This window comes from Actinokineospora terrae (genome assembly GCF_900111175.1).
Lineage (GTDB): Bacteria > Actinomycetota > Actinomycetes > Mycobacteriales > Pseudonocardiaceae > Actinokineospora > Actinokineospora terrae.
In genome coordinates this window covers 738,491-762,647 of sequence record NZ_FOGI01000001.1, presented here as the reverse complement: position 1 = coordinate 762,647, position 24,157 = coordinate 738,491, and the positions used below count along the sequence as shown (strand labels likewise).

The following is a 24,157-nucleotide window of genomic DNA, read 5'->3' as shown; positions in this document are numbered from 1 at the left end:
ATCAGTGCGCATGGGCTCGCCCCAGTCGGGCGAAGCAGCGGTCCGGGGTGGTGCCGCGCTCGGTCACCCGCAGGCCCGCGTGATGGGCGACGGTGGCGATGGCGTCGGTGCCGACCTCGGCCCAGGGGAACCAGGGGCCGCGGGGCACGGCCCGGGCGGCGCCGCGCCAGAGGCCGGTGGGGGTGGCGGTGGTCTCGACCAGGATGGTGCCGCTGGTGCGGATCAGGGTCCCCGCGCGGCGCAGCAGTGCCACCGGGTCGCCGCCGATGCCGATGTTGCCGTCCGCGAGGAGCGCGTGGTCCCAGCGACCCTCGGCGGGCAGGGCGGTGAAGATGTCCGCCCGGCGCACCGGGACGCCGCGGTCGCCGCACTGGGCGATCGCCTGGTCGGACTTGTCCACGCCCAGGGCGGACAGCCCGCGCGCGAGGAGCGCCTCCACCAAGCGCCCCGGACCGCACCCGAGGTCGACGGTCGGACCGTGACACCGGTCGAGTAGCCAGCGGTCCGCACCCGAAGCCCGCTCACGCCAGCGATCGGGGTACAGCGGGGACGTGCGACCATCGGACAACTCCAGCGTGGTAACCGCCCCCGCCAACGCCGCGGCGAACTCATCGGCCTGCTGGCAGTCCACATCGGCCAGTTCTGGAGTCGCGGCAACTTCTGCACCACGACAGCCGACCCGGCTACCTGGGACCGACGCGGCGAGCCGCTCGGCATCGTCCACATCAGCCAGTTCCACGTCCGAGGTCACGACAACTCCCGCACCGCAGCAGCGAATCGGCTGCCCGGGAGCGACGCGGCGACCAAGCGGGCGTCGGCGACGGTGTCCACGTCGGTTAGTTCTGGGGCGCCGACCAGACGTAGTCCGGAATCGCGTAGGGCGGCGGCGGTGCGTTTTCCGGTGTCGTCGCGTGAGGTTGGGATGTTGGCGATCACCCGGGCCTGGCGGGGATCGCGTAAGCCGAGGATCCACCAGCCGCCGTCTGCGGCTGGGCCGAGGAGGGCGTCCGCGTCGGGGGCGTGCAGGGCGTGGGAGCAGTCGCGGAGCAGGGTGGGGCTGATCTGCGGGGTGTCCATGCCGAGCTGGAGGGTGTCGGTGCCGGGGAGCAGGTCGGCGACGTCGTCGTGGGCGGCGGTGATCCGGGCGCCGAGGGTGTCGCCGCGCTGGGGGATCACGGGCAGGTCCCGCACGGCGCGGCGGAGTTCGCGGTGGTCGACGGCGTCGTCGAGGTCGCCGGACAGGACGATCACGGGCTGGGCGCCCGGGACCGCGCACAGGGCGCGGATGGTGTCCAGCAGCGCGGCCGCGGCCACCCTGGCCGCCTGCTCGGGTGTCGCGGGTGGGCAGAGCCGGGTCTTGACGAACCCCGGCCGGGGGGACTTGGCCAGCACCAGCAGCGCCGTCCTGGGGGTCATGAGCGCAGTACCGCCGTTCCGAGGTCGCGGACGGCCCGGACGGTGCCGAGCACCGATCCGGACACTTTGGACTTCCCGCCCGCGCGCGGGAGGTAGGCCACGTCGACCTCCTCGATCCGCCACCCCGAGTCGGCGGCGCGGCGCAGGAGTTCGACCGGGTACCCGAAAGCGCGGTCGGCAACCCCGAGGGCGAGCAGCCGCTCCCGACGCCCGACCCGCACCGAGGCGATGTCGTGCACGGGAACACCGCGGCGGCGCAACATCGCCGACAGGACCGCGTTGCCCGCGCGGGCGTGCCAGGGCTGCACGGACTTGTCCGCCGCCACCCGGCGACCCACCGCCAGGTCGGCGCCCCCGGCCACCAACCGGACCAGGGCGAGCAGTTCGGACGGGTGGATCGAACCATCGGCGTCGAGCACGGCGACGAGATCACCGCGCGCCTGCTCCAGACCGGTGTGGACTGCCGCGCCGTACCCGCGCCTGCGTTCGACCACGACCCGGGCGCCGCACTGCCGGGCCACGTCGGCGGTCCCGTCCGTCGAGCCGTTGTCGACCACCAACGCGGTATAGCCATCGGGCATGGCCCGCAGGACACCCGGCAGCGCCTCTGCCTCGTTGAGGCACGGGAGAACGACCTCGACTGTTTCGGTCACAAGGGGGATTCGTACTGGACGGCGGCCAGGATTGCTTGTCGATCAGCGGATCTCGCGTTCTGCGGGATTCCCCGACCGGCCCTACACTGACGCCGGTGCGGTCCCCCAACTCGCCATCTTCTTCTCCCCCAACGGCTTCCGACCGCCGCTCGACCCGGCACGACCTGCTGGTCGTCGCGGTCACGGTGGGTGTCGTCGTGGTGGCCGCATTCGTGGGTTGGGAACTCAAACGTGCGGGCGTCGACATTTTCCTGCCCTTTCCGCCGCTGCTCGCGCAGTGGCTCCCGCACGTCGGCCCGGGCAGCGCGTTCGCCGTCCTGATCGCCGTGGCGGTCGCCGCCTGGGGGCCGGGTTTGGCGGAGCGGCTGACCTGGAAACCCTTGCTCGGACTGGCCTGGCTCACCGCGCTCGGCTGGACGCTCGCCCTGGCGCTGTCGGACGGCTACGGCAAGGGCTTCGCGGGCAGGCTGACCAGCCGCGACGAGTACCTGACCGACGTGCCGCGGGTGACCGACATCCCGGCCGTGCTGCGCGACTTCACCTCGCACATCCTCACCGACCACCCCGGCGCGTGGACCACGCACGTCGGCGCCCACCCGCCCGGGGCGTTCCTCCTGTTCGTCTGGCTCGACCGGATCGGCCTCGGCGGCGGGGCGGCGGCGTCCGCGCTGTGCGTGCTGGTCGGCTCGTCGGCGTGCGCGGCGGTGGCGGTCGCGGTCAAGGCAGTGGCCTGCGAGGCGGTGGCGCGCGCGGTGGCGCCGTTCTCGGTGCTGTTCCCAGGCGCGGTATGGGTGGGTGTGTCCGCCGATGGGCTGTTCGCGGCGGTGCTGGCGTGGGGCGTCGCCGGGCTCGCGTGGGCGTCGACCGGGCGAGGGCGAGCCGTGGTCGCCGTGGGTGCGGGGATGTTGCTGGGCTACTGCCTGTACCTGTCGTACGGCCTGGCGTTGGGCGGCGCGGTGGCACTGGCCGTGATCGCTGTGACCCGGAAGTGGCGCGCGGTGGCATTCGGCGTGTTCGGGGCGGCCCTGGTGGTCGCGGCGTTCACAGCGGCGGGTTTCTGGTGGTTGCGCGGGTACGAGCTGACCAAGGTCCTGTACGCGGGCAGCATCGCGGCGTCCCGGCCGTACTGGTACTTCGTGTGGGCGAACCTCGCCGCACTGGCCTTCGCGGTGGGACCGGCGGTGATCGCGGGTGTGCGGCGGGTCGTCGTCGCTCCCCGGTTGTTCGGCTGGGGCGCGGTGGCGTTGGTCGCGGCCGGTCTGGTGGCGGTGCTGGGCGCGGATGCGTCGGGGCTGAGCAAGGCCGAGGTGGAGCGGATCTGGCTGCCGTTCGGCGTGTGGCTGGTGGTGGCGTGCGCGTGGCTGCCGCGAGCCGGGGTCCGGTGGTGGCTGGCCGCGCAGGCCGTCTTGGCCCTGGCGGTCAACCACCTCCTGCTCACCGTGTGGTGATCACCCCCGCAGCGGGGCCTTCGCGAACTCGACCATACCGTCCTCAAAGGACATATCGGCGGCGAACCCGAGTTCCGCGCGCGCCCTGGCCGGGTCGGCGACCACGTGCCGCACGTCGCCTGCCCTTGCGCCGCCTACTGTTTGTGGCGCTGGACCGTCCATTGCTGCCGCTAGCGCCGCCGCCATCTCGCCTACCGTGTGCGGGGTTCCGGAACAGACGTTGACCGGTCGGCACGTGCCTGCGGGGGCGGGTCGGGCGATCGCGGCCAGGTTCGCGCGCGCCACATCGGACACGTGCACGAAGTCGCGCCGCTGGTGGCCGTCCTCCATCACCTTCGGCGCCTCCCCGCGTTCCAGCGACGACCGGAAGATCGACGCCACCCCCGCGTACGGCGTGTCCTTCGGCATCCGCGGACCGTAGACGTTGTGGTACCGCAAAGCCCAGACGTCTCCCCCGGTCTGGCGCGCCCACGCGGCGCAGAGGTGTTCCTGGGCGAGTTTCGTCGCGGCGTACGTGCTGCGGGGGTCGAGCGGCGCGTCTTCGGGGACCAGGCCGGATTCGAGGGGTTCGCCGCAGTTCGGGCATCCGGGCTCGAACCTGCCCGCCTCGATGTCTTCCTCGCGGCGCTGCCCGGGAGTGACGACACCGTGGCTCGCGCAGTGGTAGCGGCCCTCGCCGTAGACGACCATCGAACTGGCCAGCACCAGCCGCTTGATCCCGCGCTCGTACATGGCCGCGAGCAGGACGGCCGTCCCGAAGTCGTTGATACTGGCGTACTCCGGCGCGTCGGACGGGTCCACCCCGTGCCCCACCATCGCCGCCTGGTGGCACACCACATCGACCCCGTCGAGCACCCGGTCGAGCACCTCGCGGTCCCGGACATCCCCCCGAACGACCTCGAACCCGTCCAGCCAGGCCGGGAACCCGCCACCGCCGTGCGCCTGCGGCAAGAGGGAATCCAACAGCACCACCGAATCCCCACCCTGCCGAACGGCGTCCGCGACGTGCGACCCGATGAACCCGGCGCCGCCGGTGAGGAGAATCCGCATCCCACAACCCTAGGCCGCTCACCCCGTCCCCGCCGGACCGGCGGCCAGGGACCCGGGCGGGCTCACGGAGGTGGAGCCCGCCCGGGTGGACGCGCTGGGCGGTGGGAATCGGACCGCCCTGGCGTGGGTCTGTCTGGTGGGAACCAGGTCAGGCGGCGTGCTTGGCGGTGGGGCGGAGGTGGCGGGGTTTGGTACCGGGGGCGGGTTGCGGCGGGTCGGCGATGTCGGTGCCGGTGTCTTTGTGTCCATAGAGGACGGGGGTGCCGGGGGTCGGCTGTTTCCGGAAGGCGCGGGAGACGACCAGCAGCAGGGCCAGGCCGACGACGACCGGGAGGTGGGACAGGACCCGTTCGGCGCTGGCGCTGCCGGTGACGAGGTCGTGCACGGAGAAGGCGACCAGGACGGCGACGAAACCGGCGAGGGTGGGCAGCAGGCCCGCGGCGCGGTGGGACTGCCATGCGGCGACGAGCAGGCCGACGCCGAGGGCGAGGTTCCAGGCGGCGCCCTCGTTGAACAGGTGGCCGGTCATGCCGTGCTCGGTGTGGCCGCCGGTGGCGCCGGTGAGCAGCTGCGAGAGGGCGAGGCCGAGCTGCACGAGGGCGACCACGGCCAGCGCGATCCGCGGCCCGACCACTCGCCCGCGCGGCGACGGGATGGCCAGCACGGCGTCCACCAGGTCGGGGACGTCCTCGGCGGGCCGGACCCGGATCGACCTGGTCAGGACCTCGGCCCTGGCCAGCCACCCGGCGCAGTCCTGGCAGTGCGCGAGGTGGTCGTCGGTCTCGGCGGCGGGCGCGGGCTCGGCCTCACCGTCGAGGCGGGCCGAGAGCGCGGCACGGCAGGTATCGCAGTCCACGTGGTGAATAGTCGCTCCATATGGCGCACGAGTTCCCGGCGGGGTGTGGTTACGATCCGGGATCATGACCCCCGATGACGAGGTGACCCGCTGGGCGCTGCGCGCGCGCACGGGCGACCGGGACGCACTGGAGCGGTTCGTGCGGGCCACCCAGCGCGACGTGTGGCGCTTCGTCGCCCACCTCGCCGACGTCTCGCTGGCCGACGACCTGGCTCAGGAGACCTTCGCCAGAGCGCTGACCAGCCTGCGTGGCTTCGCCGGTCGCTCCTCGGCCAAGACCTGGCTCCTGGTCATCGCCCGCCGCGTCGTGGTCGACCAGATCCGGATGGCCAAGGCCCGCCCCCGCCTGGCGGCCGGGGTGGTGTGGGAGCACGAGGCCGACCGCCTGGGCGCGACGACCGGGTTCGAGGGCGTGGTCGAGTTGAACGTCCTGCTCGACGCGCTCGACCCGGACCGCAGGGAAGCCCTGGTGCTGACCCAGGTCCTCGGCCTGAGCTACGCCGAGTCCGCCGAGATCGCGGGCTGCCCGGTCGGCACCATCCGCTCCCGAGTGGCCCGAGCCCGCGACGACCTCATCCGCGCCATGGACAACACCACCGCCACCGAAACCGGCTGACCCCCCACCCGTCCCACGCCACGCCACGCCACGATCGTGCATGCCCGCGATCTGTTGCGTCCCGGTCATCACACCGAAACGGGCCCGGGGCACCGAAGTGCCCAGCCCCACAGCGCACCCCGGTCCACCGCATCGCTGCACGATCAAGCACGCCGGATTCCACCGAGGCCAAGCACGTGGCAGCCCCGCTCGCACTCGCCCCGGAGCGCTTCCCCGCGCTTTCCGGAGGCCGTCCCCGAAACCTCCCCGCCCCCCACCCTCTCCGGGGGGCGTCCCCTTGGCCAGTCTATCGGGTGGCGGCGGGGAAAAGGGGTGAATGGGGGGATCTGTGGATAGGTGCGGGGTTGTGGATGACCGTGACCTGGGTGGAGGGGACGCAGGCGAGCGGTGTTCACACGAAAGTGCCACAGGCCGGGCTGGGACCGGAGAGGCACCAGCCCGGCGGGCCAGGGGCTAGAAGTCCTCGTCGAAGGAGACGGAGCCGGTTACTGCTACTTGGTAGGCGGAGACTCGGCGTTCGAAGAAGTTGGAGAGTTCTTGGACGTCTTGGAGTTCCATGAAGGCGAAGGGGTTGGGGGAGCCGTAGATGGGGGGGATGCCCAGGACCTGGAGGCGGCGGTCGGCGACGTGTTCGAGGTAGGTGCGCATGTCGGTGACGGACATGCCTGCCACGCCGCGTACCAGGAGGTCTTCGGCGAACGCGGTCTCGGCGTCGACGGCTTCGCGGATCATCTGCTTGACCTGGTCGATGAGCTCGTCGTCGAACAGGTCGGGTTCCTCGCGGCGCACGGTGTCCACCACGTCGAAGGCGAAGGCCATGTGCATGGACTCGTCGCGGAAGACCCAGTTCGTGCCGGACGCGAGGCCGTTGAGCAGGCCGCGGGAGCGCAGGAAGTACACGTAGGCGAAGGCGCCGTAGAAGAACAGGCCCTCGATGCACGCGGCGAAGCAGATGAGGTTGAGCAGGAAGCCGCGGCGGTCGGCCTTGGACTCCAGGCGGGTGAGGCCGGAGATGGAGTCGATCCACTTGTAGCAGAACTCGGCCTTGGCGCGGATCGACGGGATGTTGTCCACTGCCGCGAAGGCCGCGATCCGCTCGTCCTCGTCGGGCAGGTAGGTGTCGAGCAGCGTCAGGTAGAACTGGACGTGCACGGCCTCCTCGAACAGCTGCCGCGACAGGTAGAGGCGGGCCTCCGGCGCGTTGACGTGCTCGTAGAGGTTGAGCACCAGGTTGTTGGCGACGATGGTGTCGCCGGTCGCGAAGAACGCCACCAGCCGGTTGACCAGGTGCCGCTCGGCTGGCGAGAGCTTGGCCAGGTCGGCGAGGTCGGAGTGCAGGTCGACCTCCTCGACGGTCCAGGTGTTCTTGATGGCGTCGCGGAAGCGGTCGTAGAACAGCGGGTAGCGCATGGGCCGCAGGGTCAGGTCCATGCCGGGGTCGAGCAGCGCGTGGCCGCGGGCGGTGCCCGCCAGGCCGGTGGTCTCAAGAGCCGTCACTGGCATGCCTCGCAGGACTCGGGGTTCTCCAGGGAGCAGGCGATGGCCTCGGCGTCGACCGGGGCGGCTGCCGCGGTCGGCACGGTCGCCTGCTGGATGCGCGTCGCCGGGCGGGAGCGCAGGTAGTACGTGGTCTTCAGCCCGGACTTCCAGGCGTAGAGGTACATCGAGGACAGCTTGCCGATGGTCGGCGACGCCACGAACAGGTTCAGCGACTGGCTCTGGTCGATGTACGGGCCGCGCGCGGCGGCCAGGTCGACCAGTGCCTTCTGCGGCAGCTCCCAGGCGGTGCGGAACAGCTCGCGCACGTCGGCGGGCAGCTCGGTGAGCCCCTGCACGGACCCCTCGTCGCGCTTGAGCCGCGACCGGACGTCGTCGGTCCACAGCCCGCGCGCCTTGAGCTCGCGCACGAGGTAGGAGTTGATCTGCAGGAACTCCCCGGAGAGGGTCTCGCGCTTGAACGTGTTCGACACCTGCGGCTCGATGCACTCGAAGCAGCCCGCGATGGAGGCGATGGTGGCGGTCGGCGCGACGGCGATCAGCAGCGAGTTGCGCAGGCCGTGCTCGGCGACGCGGGCCCGCACGGCGGTCCACCGGTCGGTCTGCGTCGGCGTGACGCCCCACAGGTCGGGCTGCAGGTCACCGCGGGCGGCGCGGGTCTGCGCGAAGGCCGGGTGCGCGCCCGACTCCTCGGCCAGGGTGGCCGAGGACTCCAGCGCCGTCAGGTAGATCTCCTCGGCGATCCGGGTCGAGAGCTCGCGCGCCCTCGGGGAGTCGAACGGCAGGCCGAGCTTGAAGAAGACGTCCTGCAGGCCCATGACGCCGAGGCCGACCGGCCGCCAGCGCGGGTTGCTGCGGGCCGCCTGCTCGGTCGGGTAGTAGTTGATGTCGATCACGCGGTCGAGGAACACCACGGCGGTGCGCACGGTCGCGCGCAGCCGCTCCCAGTCCATGCCCTCGGGGGAGTCGGCGAGCACGTGCGCGCCGAGGTTGACCGAGCCGAGGTTGCAGACCGCGGTCTCCTCGTCGCTGGTGATCTCGAGGATCTCGGTGCACAGGTTCGACAGGTGCACCACGTTGCCCGGCTCGGCGGTCTGGTTGCAGGTCCGGTTGGAGGTGTCCTTGAAGGTCATCCAGCCGTTGCCGGTCTGCGCCAGCGTGCGGATCATCTTGCCGTAGAGGTCGCGGGCCTTGACCGTGCGCACGGCCCGGCCCGCCTCCTCGGCGCCGCGGTAGGCGCGGTCGAAGTCCTCGCCCCACAGGTCGACCAGCTCGGGCAGCTCGTCCGGGTCGAACAGCGACCAGTCGGCGTCGGCCTCGACCCGGCGCATGAACTCGTCGGGGATCCAGTTGGCCAGGTTGAGGTTGTGCGTGCGCCTGGCGTCCTCGCCGGTGTTGTCGCGCAGCTCCAGGAACTCCTCGATGTCCGGGTGCCAGGTCTCCAGGTACACGCAGGCCGCGCCCTTGCGCCTGCCGCCCTGGTTGACCGCCGACACCGACGCGTCCAGGGTGCGCAGCCACGGCACGATGCCGTTGGAGTGGCCGTTGGTGCCGCGGATCAGGGCGCCGCGGGAGCGGACCCGGGACCACTGCACGCCGATGCCGCCCGCGAACTTCGAGAGCCTGGCGATCTGGGCGTAGCGCTCGTAGATCGACTCCAGCTCGTCGCGCGGGGAGTCGAGCAGGTAGCACGAGGACATCTGGGTGTGCTGGGTGCCGGAGTTGAACAGGGTCGGCGAGCTGGGCAGGTACGCCAGCGACGACATCAGCCGGTAGAACCCGATGGCCTCGGCGGCGGTGGTGGACAGGCCGCAGGCGACCCGCAGCAGCCAGTACTGCGGCATCTCGATCACGGTGCGCTGCGCGGGGTGGCGCAGCAGGTAGCGGTCGTAGACGGTGCGCAGGCCGAAGTACTCGAACCGCCGGTCGGCGGCGGGGTCGACCGCGCCGTCGAGCTCGGTGGCGTTGGCGGCGACGAACGCGGCGGTGGTGTCGCCGATCAGGCCCTGGTCGTGGCCCAGCGCGATGCTCTCGCTGAACGAGCCGACGCCCTGCCTGCGCACCTCCTTGCCGATGAACGCGGCGAGCAGCCCGGCCGCGAGCTTGGAGTACTCCGGCTCCTCGGCCACCAGCGCGGCGGCGGTCTGGATGGAGAGCTGGTCGAGCTCCTCGGTGGTGGCTCCGTCGTAGAGACCGCTGATCGTCCTGGTCGCCACCCGCAACGGGTCCACATCGGACAGTCCGGTGGCCTGGGCGCGCACCGCCCCGACGATCTTGTTGACGTCGACCGGTTCCAACGTCCCATCGCGCTTGCGCACGCGCATGGTGGTCGTGGCCGTCACAGGTCTCTCCTCGCTCACCGAGCGACCCCGGGCAGCGGAGACCGGGCGGGCGCGCGCGACCGCCACGTCCTCCCGCCCTCCCTCGGGGCCGCGGACACCCGCACGCGGACGCGTGCGGGAGCGCTGGCAGGTCTTCGGACTCGCGGGCACGCCTCATCGGCACCTACCGGCCGCCGCTTCCCAGGCCCGTCGTGGCCCAGTGCTTCGTGACGGCTCTCGTTCCCACTCACCGCTGCGGGGCAGCCCCGGACTCACACCGGGTTCCCTCTTGCGACGACCGATCTGGGTGATCGGCCGAACCAGCTAGAGGCACAATACATGGGTGCGCGCGCCGCGATCGCACCCCACATCTAGTGGGCGTGTCGCTCGGTTGGAGCAGTGCCCACAGGCATGGCCCACCCGGGCCGGTGGCCTGCTCGGTGATCGAGAACCAGCACTAGCCTGCCCGGGTCGGAGATCAAGCGGGGGGCTCGTCCGGCTAATGGCTGGGTTCGGGCTCGCGCTCGGAGGGTGGGGCGGGTAGTCGGGGGGCGACCGGGGGGATGGGGGCGGTGGCGGGGGTGGAGGCGGGTATCGGGGGTGGTGGCGGGGCGGGGGTGAGGGGGCGGAGGGTGGTGTAGTTGACCGTGGTGGGGGCGCCCGGGTGGATGGTGAGGGTGCCGGGACCGATTTTGCCTTGGAAGGCGTTGCCCGCGTTGTCGATGGCGAAGATGAAGGGCGCGCCCTCGCCGGTGAAGTGGATTCCGCCGTCTGCGGAGGGGTTGGCGCGGAAGTTCCAGGTGTTGCCGCTGAGTTCGGTGAGGCGGGGGAACAGGACCCGGGTGGCGGCGGCGCGGTCGGCGGGGGGTGTGTCGAGGATGATCTGGCGGGCGGCCTCGAAGCGGGCGTTGTTGCTCTCGCCGGGGATCGGGATGGTGTGCGGGTCGACGGGGGCGCGGACGGGTTCGACGGGAGGTCGTTCGGCGAACAGCTTCTTGGCGCCGCCCGCGACGAGCAGGGCCAGGTTGACCACGCCCTGGGTGCCGCGTTCCCAGCGTTCGAAGTCGCTCATCCCGGTCGGGGCGAAGGCGCGCCTGCCGACCGCGGCCTCCACAATGTACGGAATGCCGGTCAGGTCGGCGATCCCGAGACCCACCAGGCCAAGCCCGGCAAGGAAACCCGGCCCATTACCGCCGTGGTCGGCCTTGTACTCCTGCCAACGCCCGTAGATCCCCAGACCGACACCGACGACCAGCAGACCCGCGAGCACCGTCCACCCGACCGGCCCGGCCAGCAGCAACCCGACCCCGATGATGATCGTCGGGATCGACAGGATCAGCCCGGACAGGATGCCGCCCAGCACATCGCCGCACTTCTCGCGCAGCCAGTTGCGCATCCGGCCGACGATCTCCGCCAGCCACCGCTGCACCGGCTGTGAACGGGCCTGCCCGGTCAACCGCTCAGCCTCACCCGCGAAGCTGACCGCCCCCTGCGCCCCACGGGAACGCGCGTCGGCCACCCACCCCCGCTGCGCCTCCACAGACCGGTCTACCGCCCCGGCGTGACCATCCACAGTAGACCGATGCCGAGCGTCCAACGCGTCACCCGCCACCGCAGGCACCCGATCCAGCTCAGCCGTCACCGCGTCCCGAGTCTGGCCGGCATGACCGACGAACGCCGCCGTACCCTGCCGAAGCGCCGCCCCCGCCGCCTCCCCCACCCGACCGAACGCCCCAGCCGCCTGCTCCCCCACTCCCCCAACGGCCGCCTGATGCCCGGTAGCGAGCTGCCCCGCCCCCTCCACAAGCCCACCCGCCGCGTCATCAATCCCTTGCGACACCTGGTCCCCAGCGGCCCGAACCACACCAACCGGGTCCTCCACCGGCCGCACCCGCCCCGCGACCAACCCCGCCAACGATCGCGCGTGCTCGACCAACCCAGCCCCAAGCCGAGCCGCCGTGTCCCGCAGCCGACCACGACTCTCCGCACCCCACGCGGCCAGATCCCCCACAGCCGTCTGCCGCCCCGCACGCAAGGCCACCATGAACCGCTGATGCCCCCGCACAGCCGACTCGACCGTCCGCGAACCTGTTGCCCGCAAAGCGGAAACCGCCGTGGCCGTACCCTCGACCAACGCCCGGTCAGTCTGGTCCGCCGCGTCCCGAACCTGCGAAGCCGCACTCTCCTTCGCCGGTCCGTACAAACTCGACTGTGCCGCGGCGACCCCAGCCCGGACCTGCCCCGCCGCCTCACCACCCGACCGCGCCAACTCGCCACCGGCCTTGTCCGCCACGGCCTGCCCGATGCGATCCTGCCCAGCGGCGATGTCCGGATCCCCAGCAGCGGCAGGCGGACGCACGGCCGAAGCAGCAGGCGTCTCCCGAACCGCGCGCTCAGCCTCCCGCTGCCCGGCCGCGCGGGACTCCTCCCCCATCGCATCGATCCGGGCGTGCGCGGACGTCACCCCAGTGCCCGCCCGAGCCCGGACCGTCGCACGCGTACCTGCGGACGCGGCCTGGGCAGCGGCGGCCTGAGCAGAAGACTGCGCGCTTACGTTGGCACGCAACGAACCCAGCGCCGCGGCAGCCGTGGCCTCCTGCGTGCTGACGGTCGCGGACAACCGGTCCTGATGAGCCCGGACCGCCTGATCCACCCGCTCCCCAGCCCGCTCAGCCGACTCCCCGACAGCCAGCCGCTGCTCCTCGGCCACCCGCACGACCTCGCCCGGCACACCCGAGTCGGGCACCCGCACCGGAACGTCCACCGGCGGCTCGACCTCGGTCCGCGTGGGAACGCCGAGCAGCGACGCCACCGCCGTGTTCCCCGCCGCCCGCTGCAACGCGAGCAGGCCAGGCGCCCGCTGGTCCGCCCCCGGGGAAGGGGGCAGACCAGCAGGAGACACCTCGCGTCGCCGCCGCACCGCTCAACAACACCACGGCACGGCCCGTCCAGCCATGACCACCGGTCCGCCCCTTCGGGCAACACCGACCGGCCACAAGGGACACTTAGCGACCGGTCACACCTTCATCCCGTGCTCGATCGCCTCGATGATCCGCGGCCGCAGCTGCGCGACGCTGACGATCGCGTCCACCGAGCCGACCTCGACCGCGCGCTGGATGCTGTGCACCCGGTCGAACTCGGCGGCGACCTCGCTGAGCTTCTCCGCGCGCACGGACGCGCGCACCTCGGCGAGGCTGGTGTTGAGCGCGGCCCGCTCGGCGCCCTCGGCCGCGGCCACCCGCGCCTGGAGCTCGGTCACCCTGGGGTCGGTCGCGGTGCGGTTGTTCACGTCGCCGGAGAACACCACCGCCGCCGCCGGGGCACCACCGAGGACGGACGCGAACGAGCCCTCCAGGGCAAGCACCGTCATGTTCGGGTTGAGCGCCTTGGAGAACACGACGAACGCGCCGCCGTGGTAGCGGGAGATCACGCAGAACACGATCGGGCCGCGGAAGTTGACGATCGCCCGGCCGATCTCCGCCCCGTACTCCAGTTGCAGCTTGCGCATCGACTCCGGCGAACCGTCGAAACCGGACAGGTTCGCCAGCACGACCAGCGGCCGGTTGCCCGAGGCCGAGTTGATGGCGCGCGCGGTCTTCTTCGACGACCGGGGGAACAGCGTGCCCGCGGTGTAGGTGTCGGGGCCATCGGTGGGCGGGAAACCGCGCCTGGGCACCGAACGCGACTCGATGCCGACCAGGCAGACCGGCCAGCCGCCGATGTGGACGTCCTGCACCACCGACGTGTCCGCGTCCGCCATGCCCGCCCAGCGCTCCAGCACCCGGTGGTCCTGATCGGACAGCGCGCGCATCACGGTGCGGATGTCGAAGGGCTTCTTGCGGTCCGGGTTGTGCTCGACGGAGAAGACCTCGCCGACCGTGGTGAAGTCGCTGCCCACCACCGCGTGCGGGAAGCTGGACACGTCGCGGGTCACCGGGTCGGTGGTCTCCGCGCGGCGCGGCGCGATCTCGCCCGGCACGACGTAGGTGTGGTCGTAGTGCGCCATCAGCACATCACGCGCGCCGGACAGGTTCGGCGCCCAGTACTGGGCCTGGCCGTTGGGGCCCATCACCCGGTCGTAGCCGCCGATGCCGAAGTTGTCCTCGGCGGACACGCCGCCGGAGAAGTCCAGCGACTGCTTGCCGGTGAGCACCATGGCCGAGTCCGGGGTCATCACCAGGACGCCCTTGGTGTGCATGAGCATCGTGGCCTCGGCGTTCCAGTACGGCTGGGCGCCCACGGTGATCCCGGCGACCACGATGTTGATCTCGCCGCCGTCCTGGGTGAAGGTGACGATCCGCTTGAGCGCGGCGGCCACCCAGTCCATGTTCTCGGTGCCCGAGGCCATCGAGATCCGGGCACCGGCCGAGAGCGCGAACCACTCCAGCGGCACGCGCATCCGCTCGGCGAGGTCGAGCGCGGCGATCACCCTGGCGCACTCGGGTTCGGAGAGCGCGCCGAGGGCCTTGGTCGGGTCGCCGAGCAGCACGACGCGGGTGACGCCCTCGGGGTGGCGCTCGGTGGGGGTCGTGACGACACCGGCGACGATCGCGGCGGTGTTGCGGCCGCGGGGCCGGTCGACCGGCACGAGCTCACCGGCGGCGTCGAGGTCGTGCTCGACGAACTCGCCGTTGGCACCGGCCAGCAGCCCGGTCAGCTCGTACGGGTAGACGTTGCCGCGGCGGGCCGCGCGCAGGACCTTCTGGTCGTAGTCGTCCAGCGGCCGCACGGGCTCGGTGGTCGGCTCCCCGACCTCGAACCGCGCCTCCTGCCCCGGCGACAGGGTGATCCGGACCGCGACCTCGTGCAGCTCGCCCGCGGAGTTGCGCCTGCGGGCCAGGAACAGCACCTCTTCGAGCCCGGCGCCCACCGTGGTCGGCAGGATCCGCTGGACGAGGGTGTTGACCTCCTCGGCGACCAGGTCGGTCGGCGGCCAGACGTACATGACGATCCGGTTGGTGTCGAACCGCTTGTTCTGCGGGCGACGCGCCTGGATGCCGCGGATGGCGTCGAGGCAGGCGATGAAGGTGTCCTCCACCGCGGGCAGCGACACCAGCCTGCCATCGGTCTCGCGCAGCGCGGTCAGGTCGCGGACCTGGGCCATCGCGACCAGCCGCTCGTCGGCCGGGTTGCCGTGCGCGACGGCGTTGAACAGGTAGATCTCCTCGTCGACCGAGGGCAGCCGGGTGAGGTCGAACTCGCTGAAGCGCCGCAGCTGCAACCGCTGCGCGATCTGCGGGTGCAGGCCGCGGATGAGCCGGTCCTCGGTCAGCACCGTCGCGTCCGGGCCGTCGGGGCGGAAGGTGAAGTGGTGGTGCATGACCGCGCCGCTGGTGCCCGCGACGGTCGTGGTGATCCGGCGGACCCCGGCGGGCAGCGGCTGCTCGGCGAGCAGTTCCCCGAGCCGCACCGCCATCGCGTCGGCGTCCGGCTGGTCCTCCCAGATCAGGTACAGGTCGGCGACCAGGCCGCGCTCGGCGACGTCGGCGGCGAGCACCCCGACCGCGCCGATCGCGGCGGGCAGCGCGTCGATGTCGACGGCCGTGGTGACCACCCTGGTGACGCCGAGGGGTTCGGCGTGGTCGGCGGTGACGAACCGGCAGCCGGAACACTCCCGCGTGGTGACCTCGGACAGCCCGCCGTTGCCGTAGTAGCGGCGGGTCAGGACCTCCAGCAGCGGCGCGTGGTCGTTGCCCGCGTGACCGAGGCGCTGGCCGATCAGGCGGACCAGCGGTTCGGCGCTGGCCACCATGGCCTGGATCCGGTCGGCGCGGTCCGGTGCGTCGGGGACCTCGTCGAGGTGGCGCAGCTGGGCGCGCACGGCGGCGTACACCCTGGCCCGGTTGCGGCGCAGCAGCGGCTGGGCGAACCAGCGGAACACCACACCGCGGGCCAGGTCGGACACCGCGGGGAACCGGACCTGGGTCGCCTCGACCAGGCGCTCCAGGGTGAGGCCGAGCGGCTCGCGCAGCGCCTCGGCCGGAGCGGAACCCGCCAGCCAGCGGCGCAGCAGCTCGGAGACCACGGCGACATCGGTGGCCATCCGCTGCTGGGACAGAAAGATCCGGAAGACCGCCGCCTCCAGCGCGGGGGTGCGGTCGAGGTCGGTGACGCCGTGGTGGGCCAGTACCCGCTTGAGCTTGGCCTGGAACCCCTCGGTCAGGCCCGCGCGCTCGACGTCGAGGCTCTGCAGGTAGCTGTGGAAGTACTCGCGGGGGCTGTGCACCGGGCTGCCCGGCTCGACCTCCAGCTCGTTGCCCGGCCGGTTGCGGCTGAGCTCGGAGAGGTCGGCGAACACGGTCAGCAAGTCCAGCTCACCGGCGGAGGGCCGGTTGCCCAGCTCGGCCCTGGCGGCGAGGTAGTCGGCCAGCACCGGGCCGCGCTCGTCGGGGTCGACGTCGTAGCCGAGCAGCAGGGCACGCAGGTCCCGCAGGCCGCGCGCCACCCGCTCGTCGGCGGTCAGGTCGGCCGGGCCGGTGGGCAGGTCGATCTCGACGGTCGCGGCGGCCGAGTCGTCGGCCGCCGCGGTGTCCTCGGCGTCGACCAGCGGTTCCAGGCGCATCAGCGGGGCGCCGGTCTCGACCTGGCTGCCGACCGACACCGGGTACTCGCGGACCCGGGCGCGGAACGGCGCGCGCAGCACCGTCTCCATCTTCATGCTCTCCAGCACCACGATCGGCGCGCCCGCCTCGACCTCGTCGCCGACCGAGAGCGGGGTGGCCACCACCAGCGCGGGCGCCGGGGAGCGCACGACGCCGCCCTCGTCGCGGCTGATGCGGTGCGTGACTCCGTCGACCTCGACCAGGTGGGTCGGGCCGTGGGTGGCGGAGACGAGCCGGAACCGCTGCCCGTTGACCACGACCTGGCCAGTGTGGGCGTCGAACCGGTCGACCTCGACCTCGGCGCGGTGCGACTGGGTGCCCTGGCCGATGACGACCTGGAAGCGCCGCGGCCCGACCCGGGTGACGCCGACCTGGTAGCCGACGCCGCGCAGCTTCAGCCCCAGTGGGCGACCGCTCTCGTGCCGGACCTGCGGGCGGCCGCCGTGCGCGGTCGACAGCAGCTGCTGGCGGCTGACCTCCTCCTCGTCCTGGTAGGCCTCGATGGCGGCCGCGGCCAGGGCGATGGCGGAGTGCCGGTGGGTGACCAGGCGGCCCTCGGCGCGCACCCGGTCGATCCAGCCGGTGTCGCAGCTGGCGTCGATGACCTCGGGCTGGTCGAGCAGGTCGAGCACGAAACTCTTGTTGGTGGCGCCGCCCTCGATGATGACGGTGGTCTCGGCCATCGCGCGGCGCAGCCTGGCCAGCGCCTCGGCCCGGTCGCGGCCGTGCGCGATGACCTTGGCGATCATCGAGTCGAAGTCGGCCGGGATGGTGTCGCCCTCGCTGACGCCGGTGTCGACCCGGATGCCGGGGCCCGCGGGCAGCACCAGCCGGGCGATGCGGCCGGGTGAGGGGGCGAAGTCGCGGTCGGGGTCCTCGGCGTTGAGCCTGGCCTCCACGGCGTGGCCGCTCTCGACCGGCTGCGGGCCGTCGAGGGTGCCGCCGCCCGCCACGTGCAGCTGCAGCTTGACCAGGTCGGTGCCGGTGGTGATCTCGGTGATCGGGTGCTCGACCTGGAGCCGGGTGTTGACCTCCAGGAAGGCGAACAGCTTGTCGCCGGGGTGGTAGAGGAACTCGACGGTGCAGGCGCCGCGGTAGCCGACGGCGACGGCGAGCCGCTCGGCGGAGGCCTTGAGCTCGGCGGTCTGCTCGGGGGCGAGCACCGGCGACGCGGACTCCTCGATGATCTTCTGGTTGCGCCGCTGCACCGAGCAGTCGCGCACGCCCAGCGCCCACGCGGTGCCCTGGCCGTCGGCGATGACCTGCACCTCGACGTGCCGGGCGCCGGTGACCAGGCGCTCGAGGAACACGACGCCGGAGCCGAACGCGCGCAGCGCCTCCTGGCTGGTGCGCTCGTAGGCCTCGGTGAGGTCGGCGCCGGAGGCGACCATGCGGATGCCGCGCCCACCGCCGCCCGCGGTCGCCTTGAGCATGAGCGGGTAGCCGATGCGCTCGCCCGCGGCCAGCGCGTCCTGCAGGGTCGCGACCTCGCCGCGGCTCCACGGCGCGACCGGGACGCCGACCTCCTCGGCGATCAGCTTCGCGCCGATCTTGTCGCCGAGCTTGCGCATCGCCTCGGCGCTGGGGCCGACGAAGGTCACGCCGACCTTCTCGCACAGCTGCGCGAACGCCGGGTCCTCGGCGACGAAGCCCCAACCGACCCAGGCGGCGTCGGCGCCGGTCTCCACCAGCGCGCGCTCGAGCACGGCGTGGTCGAGGTACGGGCGGGCCGAGGCCGGGCCGAGGGAGTAGGTGATGTCGGCCGCGCGGACGAAGGTCGCGTCGCGGTCGGCGTCGGTGTAGAGCGCGACCGTCTCGATCCGCGCCCCGGTCTCCGCCGAGAGGTCCCGGACGGCGTGGATGAGCCGCATCGCGGCCTCTCCACGGTTGACGATGGCGACACGACTGAACACCGGCTGAGCCTCCCCAGTTCCCGCGCGAAGAAGGCGACGTCCGGGTCCCGGAGCGTCGCCTGCACTCGGCACTACCCTGCTGGGTTACCGGCGGGTCCACCACTGCCCGAACCACGCGTGCCGGCCCCGCCATTTTGTAGGGTTCCCACAAAACGCGAGCGGGACTGGCCCAACCGCCCGCTCGCGCGCGCCGCGTCTGCTACAAAGCGCGACCACCGCCACGACCAGCGTGACCACGGCCCCCGCCGCGGCGCCGACCGGCCGGTGACCACCCGGTTGACGACAGGGATCGGCCCGGTGACATCCACGGCGGCCGCCAACAGCCCGCCTCGGGGGTCGCGCCCCGGGACCCGGGGTCGCCCGCCGCGCCGGTCGGGGTCGTTTGTGGCCACCCGGCAGCCGGGACTCCACAGTGGAGCGTCGCGCGGGCGGACGCGGGGAGATCACGCGAACACGGGATGATCCCGGGCACCCGGTGCGGCGACGCTCGGAGGTGTCCTAGGAGGGAACTTCGGCGCGGGAGACGGCAATGACTCACCGGCGGGAACTCGACATCGCTGTGATCGGGGCGGGGATCCTGGGCTTGGCCACCGCGGAGGCCCTGCTCCGCCGGGGTGCCGAGGTGGCCGTGTTCGACGGCCGACCGCCGGGCGCGGGCCTGTCCGGCGGCCTGACCAGGACCTTCCGGCACCGGCACGACAGCGAGCTGCTGGTGGCGATGGCGGTGGAGGGTCGGCGCGGGTTCGCCCGGTGGGAGGAGCGGCTCGGGCGTGCGCTGATCGGCCCGGAAGGCGCGCTGTACCACGGGATGGACGACTCGTGGGTCACCGGCATGGTGGCCCAGGGGGTCGAGCACTCGTTCGTCTCCGACGCCGGGCTGTTCCCCGCGCTGTCGCCGGTCGACCGGCCGCTGCTGGTCGACCCGGGCGCGGGCGCGATCAGGGCGAAGCGGACCATCGACGCGCTGGTCGGCTGGGTCGGCGACCGGATCATCCCGTTCGACGTGCACAGCGTGACGGTGCCCTCGGACGGCGCGGGCGTGGAGGTGCAGACCACCGAGGCGATCTACCGGGCCAGGCACGTGGTGATCTGCGCGGGCACGGCGGTGCCGTGGCTGGCCTCCAGCGCGGGGCTGGACATCCCGCTGGTGAGCGCGCTGCACGCCCGGCCGCACTTCCGGGTCCGGCCGCACCTGCTGGGCACGCCGCTGCCGTGCTGGGTGGACGTCTCCGAGGAGTTCGGCGCCAAGGTCTACGGCTCCCCCATCGGCGAGACCGGGACGTACGTGGTCGGCTTGATCGGCGCCGACGTGGACGTCCCCTTCGGACCGGGCGGCGCGCTGCCCGCCGGGACCGGCATGGAGGACCACGTGCGGCGGGTCAGCGCCTACGTGGCCAAGGCGATGCCGGGCCTGGACCCGGAACCGGTCGGCGCGCGGGTGTGCGTGATGACCAAGCTGCCCAAGGGAAGCGACGCGCTGCGGGCGTGGCACCGGCCGGGGGTCACCGCGATCGCGGGCCACAACCTGTTCAAGATGGCGCCCGCGCTCGGGGACCTGCTGGCGGAGACCGCGCTGAAGGACCAACTGCCGGAGACCCTGGAGCGGGCGGGCGCCGACGCACTCGAGGCGGCGTAGATGGCCATCGCGGTCACCGGGGGCACCGGCACGGTCGGGTCGCGGCTGGTGTCGCGGCTGACCGGACGCGGGCAGCGGGTGCGCGCCCTGGTCCGACCGGGTGGCAGGCGCCCGGCCGGGACCCTGGTCGACGCCGTCGAGGCCGACCTGGAACGGCCGGAGACGGTGCTCGACGCGCTCTCGGGCATCACCGACCTGTTCCTGCTGACCCCGCTGCACCCCGACCAGGCGTCCCTGCACCGGGGCCTGGTGGACGCGGCGAAGCGGGCCGGGGTACAGCACGTCGTCCGCCTCTCGGCGTTCGGCGCCGACCCGCGCTCACCGGTACCGATCCACCGCCAGCACGGCGAGGGCGACCAGGCGGTCATCGAGTCCGGCCTGCGGTACACGCTGCTGCGCCCCAACTCCTTCATGCAGAACGCGGCGCAGTGGGCGCACACGATCAAGGCCCGCGACACCATCGTCCTCCCGGTCGGCGACGCCAAAGTCAGCATGATCGACGCGGGCGACATCGCCGAAGTGGCCGCGGTGGCCCTGACCGAGGGCGGCACCGACGGCCAGGCCCTCGACCTGACCGGCCCCCGCGCGATCACCTACGCCACCGCCGCCACCATAGTGTCCACAGTGGTCGGCCGAACCATCACCCACGTGGACATCGCCCCGGACGAGGCGGCCCGTGTGATGGCGTCCAACGGTGTACCGGACTGGGCCATCGCGGCCCGGCTGGGCCTGTACGCGACTTTGCGCGCGGGCGAGGCGGAACACGTCACGACGACGGTTGCCGACTGGACGGGTCGGCAGCCGCGGGACTTCGCTGAGGTGGCACCGGACCTTGCCGCGGTACTACGGGACGGGTGAGTGATGCGGGTTCTCGCGATTGGTGGGACTGGGGTGCTGGGTGAGCGGTTGGTGCCGCTGCTGCTCGGGCGGGGTCACGACGTGGCTGTGATGGCGCCGGAGGATCGGTTGGGGCGGGTGCCGGGTGGGGTGCGGGGGGTCAGTGGGGATCTGCTGGACCCTGGGGTCACCGAGGTGTTGGTCGGGGAGTTGGCCGGGGTGGACGTGGTCGTCAATGTGGCGACGGCCATTCCTCGGGACTTCAGCGCGCCGGGGGCGTGGGAGCGCAACACCGGGGTGCGCCGTGACGGGACTGTGCGGGTGCTTGAGGCTGTGGTGGCGGCCGGGGTCCCCGCTGTGGTGCAGATGAGCGTCACCATGGCCTACGCCGACGGGGGTGATCGCTGGTTGACCGAGCAGGCCCCGTTCGACCCCGATCCGGCGCGTGGGTCCATTGTGGACCCCGTGGTGGCGATGGAACGCGCGGTGACGGAGCTCGGCGGGGACAGGGTCGCGTGGTCGATACTGCGTGGGGCGCGGTTCGTCGGCGCGGGTACGGCCCAGGACGCGGTCCGGGCGCGGCTGCGGGAAGGCACGCTGCACGCACACCCGGACGACCGCTACGTCTCGCTCGTGCACGTCGCGGACTTCGCGGCCGCTGTCACCGCTGCCGTCGAGCGGCGCATCAGCGGCGTGGTCCTCAACATCGCCGACGACCCGCTCCTGGTGAGCGACTACCTGAGCCGCCTGGCCGAACTCGACGGCGCCCCGAAACCGGACACCTCCACCGAGGCGGTGCGCGAGGTCTCGCACCGGGTTTGCAGCGACGCCGCGCGGCAGTTGCTGGACTGGCAGCCGAAAGCCGGGATATGGCCGGGCGGGAACGATCCTCTTTAGACAGTGAGATCACGCGAACGCGTGATGATCGCCCGGCGGCGCCCGGGTGATGCTGGGACGGCCAGTGCCGATGTCGACAGGGAGAACCCATGCCCAACAACGCGATCGGACCGAACTTCCTCACCCTGCAGGTCCGCGACCTGGACCGCGCCCGCGACTTCTACACCAACGTCGTGGGGTTCACCACCACCGAGACCGCCGCGCCCAACGCCGTCGTGCTCGACACCCAGCCGATCAAGCTGGCGCTGCGCAAGGCGGTCATCGACCTGGACTCGGTGCCCGAGCTGGGCTGGGGCGTGGTGCTCTGGGTGAAGGCGGAGGACCCGGACAAGCTGGCCGAGGTCGTCTCGGCGGCCGGGGTCACCATCACCAAGCCGCCGTGCGACGGCTTCTGCGGCCGCGAGTTCCAGTTCAAGGACCCCGACGGCTACGAGCTGACCGTCTACGAGGGCTGAGCGGGACGGGACCGGGTGCCGCACGGCGCCCGGTCCCGACCCCGTTGCCCACAACCCAGGCGAACCCGCACCCCGCGTACCACGCGCACCCTGACGGGAACCCCACGATGACTGACACACTCGGCATCACCACGGCGGCGGCGATGCCGCTGCCCGCCCGACTGCGGCTGCTCGCCGACGGCGAGCTGGGGGTCGGCAACTTCCTCGACAAGGCCAGGGCGCTGAGCCCGGACCCGGCGGCGCCGTTCCTGTTCGCCCAGCGGGTCACCGACCGCGGCAGCGCGGTGGAACCGCTGAGCCTCGACCGGATCACCGAGATCCGCGACGCCTACGCCGCCTGGTACCACGCGAACGGGGTGCGCAAGGGCAACCCGGTCGCGGTGTACCTCGGCGAGGGCGTCGACCCGTTCCTGCACTTCCTGGCGCTGAGCTCGCTCGGCGCCATCGCCGCCCTGGTCAATGGGCGGATGGACCCCGCGATCGCGGCCGCCTACACCGGGCGGATCGGCGCGGTGGGCGTCGTCGCCGACCGCGCCAGGCTGGACGCGCTGGTGGCCTCCGGCGAGCTGCCGGACACCACGAAGTTCCTTGTGGCGGCGGAAGACCTGCCCACGGAAGCGCCGGACCGCGGCGCGCTGCCGTCCCTCTTCCCTTACCCACCAGGCGATGACGACCCGGTGATGCTCTGCCACACCTCGGGCACCACCGGACCGCCGAAGTCCGCCGTGTTCGCGCACCGGCAGTTCTTCCTCGGCAAGCGCCACCGGCTCTGGAGCTTCCCGGCCGCGCGCCGCAACCGGGCGCTCTCGGCGCTGCCGCAGTCGCACTCGGCGGGGATCAGCTACCTGATGACCGCGACGCTGCTCGGCCTGCCGATCGTGGTCATGGCCGACACCTCCGGTGCGGCCGTGCGCGAGATGATGCTGCGGGTCGAGCCGACGCTGGTGATCGCCTTCCCGCAGACCTGGGCCGAACTGGCCCAGTTGGACCTGACGGGCGCCGCGGACCGGGTGCACACCTGGATCAACACCGGCGACTCCGCGCACGAGGCGCACATCAAGGCGTTGGTGCGCCACGGTTTCCGGCCGGGCAAGCGCGGCCGCCGCGGCCGGGCGGGCTCGGAGTTCGTCGACGGGCTCGGCTCGTCGGAGATGGGCATGGCGCTGTTCCGCAAGGTGAGCGACCCGACCAGCACCGACTACGGCCGCTGCGTCGGGGTGCCGGTCAAGGTCGTCACCGAGGCCACCGTGCTCGACGACAACGGCCGCAAGCTGGGACCGGGCAAGGTGGGCAGGCTCGGCGTGCGCACCCCGACCCGCACCCCCGGGTACTGGAACGCCTCGGAGCTGACCGCGCAGTCGTCGCTGTCGGGCTTCTGGCTCACCGGCGACGTGGTGTACCGCGACGAGCAGGGCCGGTTCTTCCACGTCGACCGGGTGCCGGACGTGATCCACACCCAGGCGGGCCCGGTCTACAGCCTGCCGCTGGAGGAGGCCATCCTGGTCGGCTGCCCGCGGGTGGCCGACTGCGCGGTGGTCGCCGTCGACGCCCCCGAGGGCGGCTCGGCGCCGTTCGCGACCGTCAAGCTCGGCCCCGGCCACGACCCGTCCGACGACATCCTGGCCACGCTCAACGACGCGCTGGTGCGCCGGGGGCTGACCCGGCTGCGCGGCGCGGTGGTGGCCACCGACGACGCGGACTTCCCGACCGGCGCGACCGGCAAGGTCCTCAAGCGCAGGCTCCGGGAGCGCTTCGCCTCGGTGCTGACCGGGCCCGCGACCACCGGGACAGGGTCGACCGACGCTGTACCGACCAGGACTGTGTCGACCGGCGCAGCGTCGACCGGCGCTGTACCGACCGAGACAGCACCGACCGGCCCGGTGCCGACCGGGAGTGCGCCGACCGGCGCTGGTGCACCGGGAACAGCGGGCCGCGTCGGCGTGCCCGAGCGGCCGTGAGG

General features: G+C 72.5%; 16 protein-coding genes and 1 riboswitch. Of the genes, 7 read left to right on the top strand and 9 right to left on the bottom strand.

The features are described 5' to 3' along the window. Nucleotide 1: 1 nt before the first annotated feature. From BMY07_RS03000 to BMY07_RS02990, 3 genes are read right to left on the bottom strand one after another with little or no spacing between them, the layout of a single operon-like run. Nucleotides 2–751, bottom strand: coding sequence for a class I SAM-dependent methyltransferase (locus tag BMY07_RS03000; protein WP_245782157.1), 750 nt, complete (start codon nucleotides 749–751; stop codon nucleotides 2–4). Further along, nucleotides 748–1,416, bottom strand: coding sequence for a TIGR04282 family arsenosugar biosynthesis glycosyltransferase (locus tag BMY07_RS02995; RefSeq protein WP_092774814.1), 669 nt, complete (start codon nucleotides 1,414–1,416; stop codon nucleotides 748–750). Before BMY07_RS02995 ends, BMY07_RS03000 begins: the two co-directional genes overlap by 4 nt. Continuing rightward, entirely contained in the window at nucleotides 1,413–2,069 is a 657-nt protein-coding gene (locus BMY07_RS02990) for a glycosyltransferase family 2 protein (RefSeq protein ID WP_092774813.1), read from the bottom strand. The genes BMY07_RS02995 and BMY07_RS02990 overlap by 4 nt, the downstream gene beginning before the upstream one ends. Nucleotides 2,070–2,164: 95 nt before the next feature. Between BMY07_RS02990 and BMY07_RS02985 the strand changes: the two genes are divergently transcribed. Continuing rightward, the gene (locus BMY07_RS02985) at nucleotides 2,165–3,517 is read left to right on the top strand and encodes a hypothetical protein (protein WP_092774812.1); all 1,353 of its coding nucleotides are present in this window, start codon (nucleotides 2,165–2,167) and stop codon (nucleotides 3,515–3,517) included. On the opposite strand, the gene BMY07_RS02980 is transcribed toward BMY07_RS02985, so the two are convergent. Then, nucleotides 3,518–4,567, bottom strand: coding sequence for an NAD-dependent epimerase/dehydratase family protein (locus BMY07_RS02980; protein ID WP_092774811.1), 1,050 nt, complete (start codon nucleotides 4,565–4,567; stop codon nucleotides 3,518–3,520). 148 nt (nucleotides 4,568–4,715) lie between these two features. Further along, nucleotides 4,716–5,423 (bottom strand): zf-HC2 domain-containing protein, encoded by a 708-nt coding sequence (locus tag BMY07_RS02975; RefSeq protein ID WP_092774810.1) that lies wholly within the window; start codon nucleotides 5,421–5,423, stop codon nucleotides 4,716–4,718. Between the two features lie 64 nt (nucleotides 5,424–5,487). Between BMY07_RS02975 and BMY07_RS02970 the strand changes: the two genes are divergently transcribed. Further along, on the top strand, nucleotides 5,488–6,039 hold the full coding sequence (locus tag BMY07_RS02970; protein ID WP_092774809.1) for a sigma-70 family RNA polymerase sigma factor: 552 nt from the start codon (nucleotides 5,488–5,490) through the stop codon (nucleotides 6,037–6,039). Between the two features lie 453 nt (nucleotides 6,040–6,492). Here the strand turns inward: BMY07_RS02970 and BMY07_RS02965 are convergent, their stop codons facing one another. The 4 genes from BMY07_RS02965 to BMY07_RS02950 form a co-directional block, all read right to left on the bottom strand. Next, a complete protein-coding gene (locus tag BMY07_RS02965; RefSeq protein ID WP_245782156.1) occupies nucleotides 6,493–7,536 on the bottom strand; it encodes a ribonucleotide-diphosphate reductase subunit beta in 1,044 nt (347 codons plus the stop codon). Continuing rightward, on the bottom strand, nucleotides 7,533–9,878 hold the full coding sequence (locus BMY07_RS02960) for a ribonucleoside-diphosphate reductase subunit alpha (RefSeq protein ID WP_245782155.1): 2,346 nt from the start codon (nucleotides 9,876–9,878) through the stop codon (nucleotides 7,533–7,535). The genes BMY07_RS02965 and BMY07_RS02960 overlap by 4 nt, the downstream gene beginning before the upstream one ends. Before the next feature lie 108 nt (nucleotides 9,879–9,986). Next, a riboswitch (cobalamin riboswitch) is annotated at nucleotides 9,987–10,197 on the bottom strand. Between the two features lie 159 nt (nucleotides 10,198–10,356). Further along, complete coding sequence (locus BMY07_RS02955) at nucleotides 10,357–12,777, bottom strand: hypothetical protein (protein WP_143073319.1); 2,421 nt, start codon at nucleotides 12,775–12,777, stop codon at nucleotides 10,357–10,359. 96 nt (nucleotides 12,778–12,873) lie between these two features. Then, complete coding sequence (locus tag BMY07_RS02950; RefSeq protein ID WP_092774806.1) at nucleotides 12,874–18,372, bottom strand: ATP-binding protein; 5,499 nt, start codon at nucleotides 18,370–18,372, stop codon at nucleotides 12,874–12,876. Nucleotides 18,373–18,901: 529 nt separating this feature from the next. Here BMY07_RS02950 and BMY07_RS02945 point away from each other — a divergent pair. From BMY07_RS02945 to BMY07_RS02925, 5 genes are all read left to right on the top strand, one after another. Continuing rightward, nucleotides 18,902–20,008, top strand: a complete 1,107-nt coding sequence (locus tag BMY07_RS02945; RefSeq protein WP_092774805.1) for an NAD(P)/FAD-dependent oxidoreductase — start codon at nucleotides 18,902–18,904, stop codon at nucleotides 20,006–20,008. After that, nucleotides 20,009–20,866, top strand: coding sequence for an SDR family oxidoreductase (locus BMY07_RS02940; RefSeq protein WP_092774804.1), 858 nt, complete (start codon nucleotides 20,009–20,011; stop codon nucleotides 20,864–20,866). Nucleotides 20,867–20,869: 3 nt separating this feature from the next. After that, the gene (locus BMY07_RS02935; RefSeq protein ID WP_143073318.1) at nucleotides 20,870–21,742 is read left to right on the top strand and encodes an NAD-dependent epimerase/dehydratase family protein; all 873 of its coding nucleotides are present in this window, start codon (nucleotides 20,870–20,872) and stop codon (nucleotides 21,740–21,742) included. A gap of 89 nt (nucleotides 21,743–21,831) precedes the next feature. Next, nucleotides 21,832–22,197: a VOC family protein gene (locus BMY07_RS02930; RefSeq protein ID WP_092774802.1), complete on the top strand. Its 366-nt coding sequence runs from the start codon at nucleotides 21,832–21,834 to the stop codon at nucleotides 22,195–22,197. 107 nt (nucleotides 22,198–22,304) lie between these two features. Then, a complete protein-coding gene (locus tag BMY07_RS02925; protein ID WP_092774801.1) occupies nucleotides 22,305–24,155 on the top strand; it encodes a class I adenylate-forming enzyme family protein in 1,851 nt (616 codons plus the stop codon). Nucleotides 24,156–24,157 lie beyond the last annotated feature (2 nt).

What these genes read in the sequence shown, in the direction of transcription:
- BMY07_RS02995 (WP_092774814.1), bottom strand. Translation starts at nt 1,416, where the DNA reads ATGACCCCCAGGACGGCGCTGCTGGTGCTGGCCAAGTCCCCCCGGCCG.
- BMY07_RS02980 (WP_092774811.1), bottom strand. Translation starts at nt 4,567, where the DNA reads ATGCGGATTCTCCTCACCGGCGGCGCCGGGTTCATCGGGTCGCACGTC.
- BMY07_RS02970 (WP_092774809.1), top strand. Translation starts at nt 5,488, where the DNA reads ATGACCCCCGATGACGAGGTGACCCGCTGGGCGCTGCGCGCGCGCACG.
- BMY07_RS02945 (WP_092774805.1), top strand. Translation starts at nt 18,902, where the DNA reads ATGACTCACCGGCGGGAACTCGACATCGCTGTGATCGGGGCGGGGATC.
- BMY07_RS02940 (WP_092774804.1), top strand. Translation starts at nt 20,009, where the DNA reads ATGGCCATCGCGGTCACCGGGGGCACCGGCACGGTCGGGTCGCGGCTG.
- BMY07_RS02935 (WP_143073318.1), top strand. Translation starts at nt 20,870, where the DNA reads ATGCGGGTTCTCGCGATTGGTGGGACTGGGGTGCTGGGTGAGCGGTTG.
- BMY07_RS02930 (WP_092774802.1), top strand. Translation starts at nt 21,832, where the DNA reads ATGCCCAACAACGCGATCGGACCGAACTTCCTCACCCTGCAGGTCCGC.
- BMY07_RS02925 (WP_092774801.1), top strand. Translation starts at nt 22,305, where the DNA reads ATGACTGACACACTCGGCATCACCACGGCGGCGGCGATGCCGCTGCCC.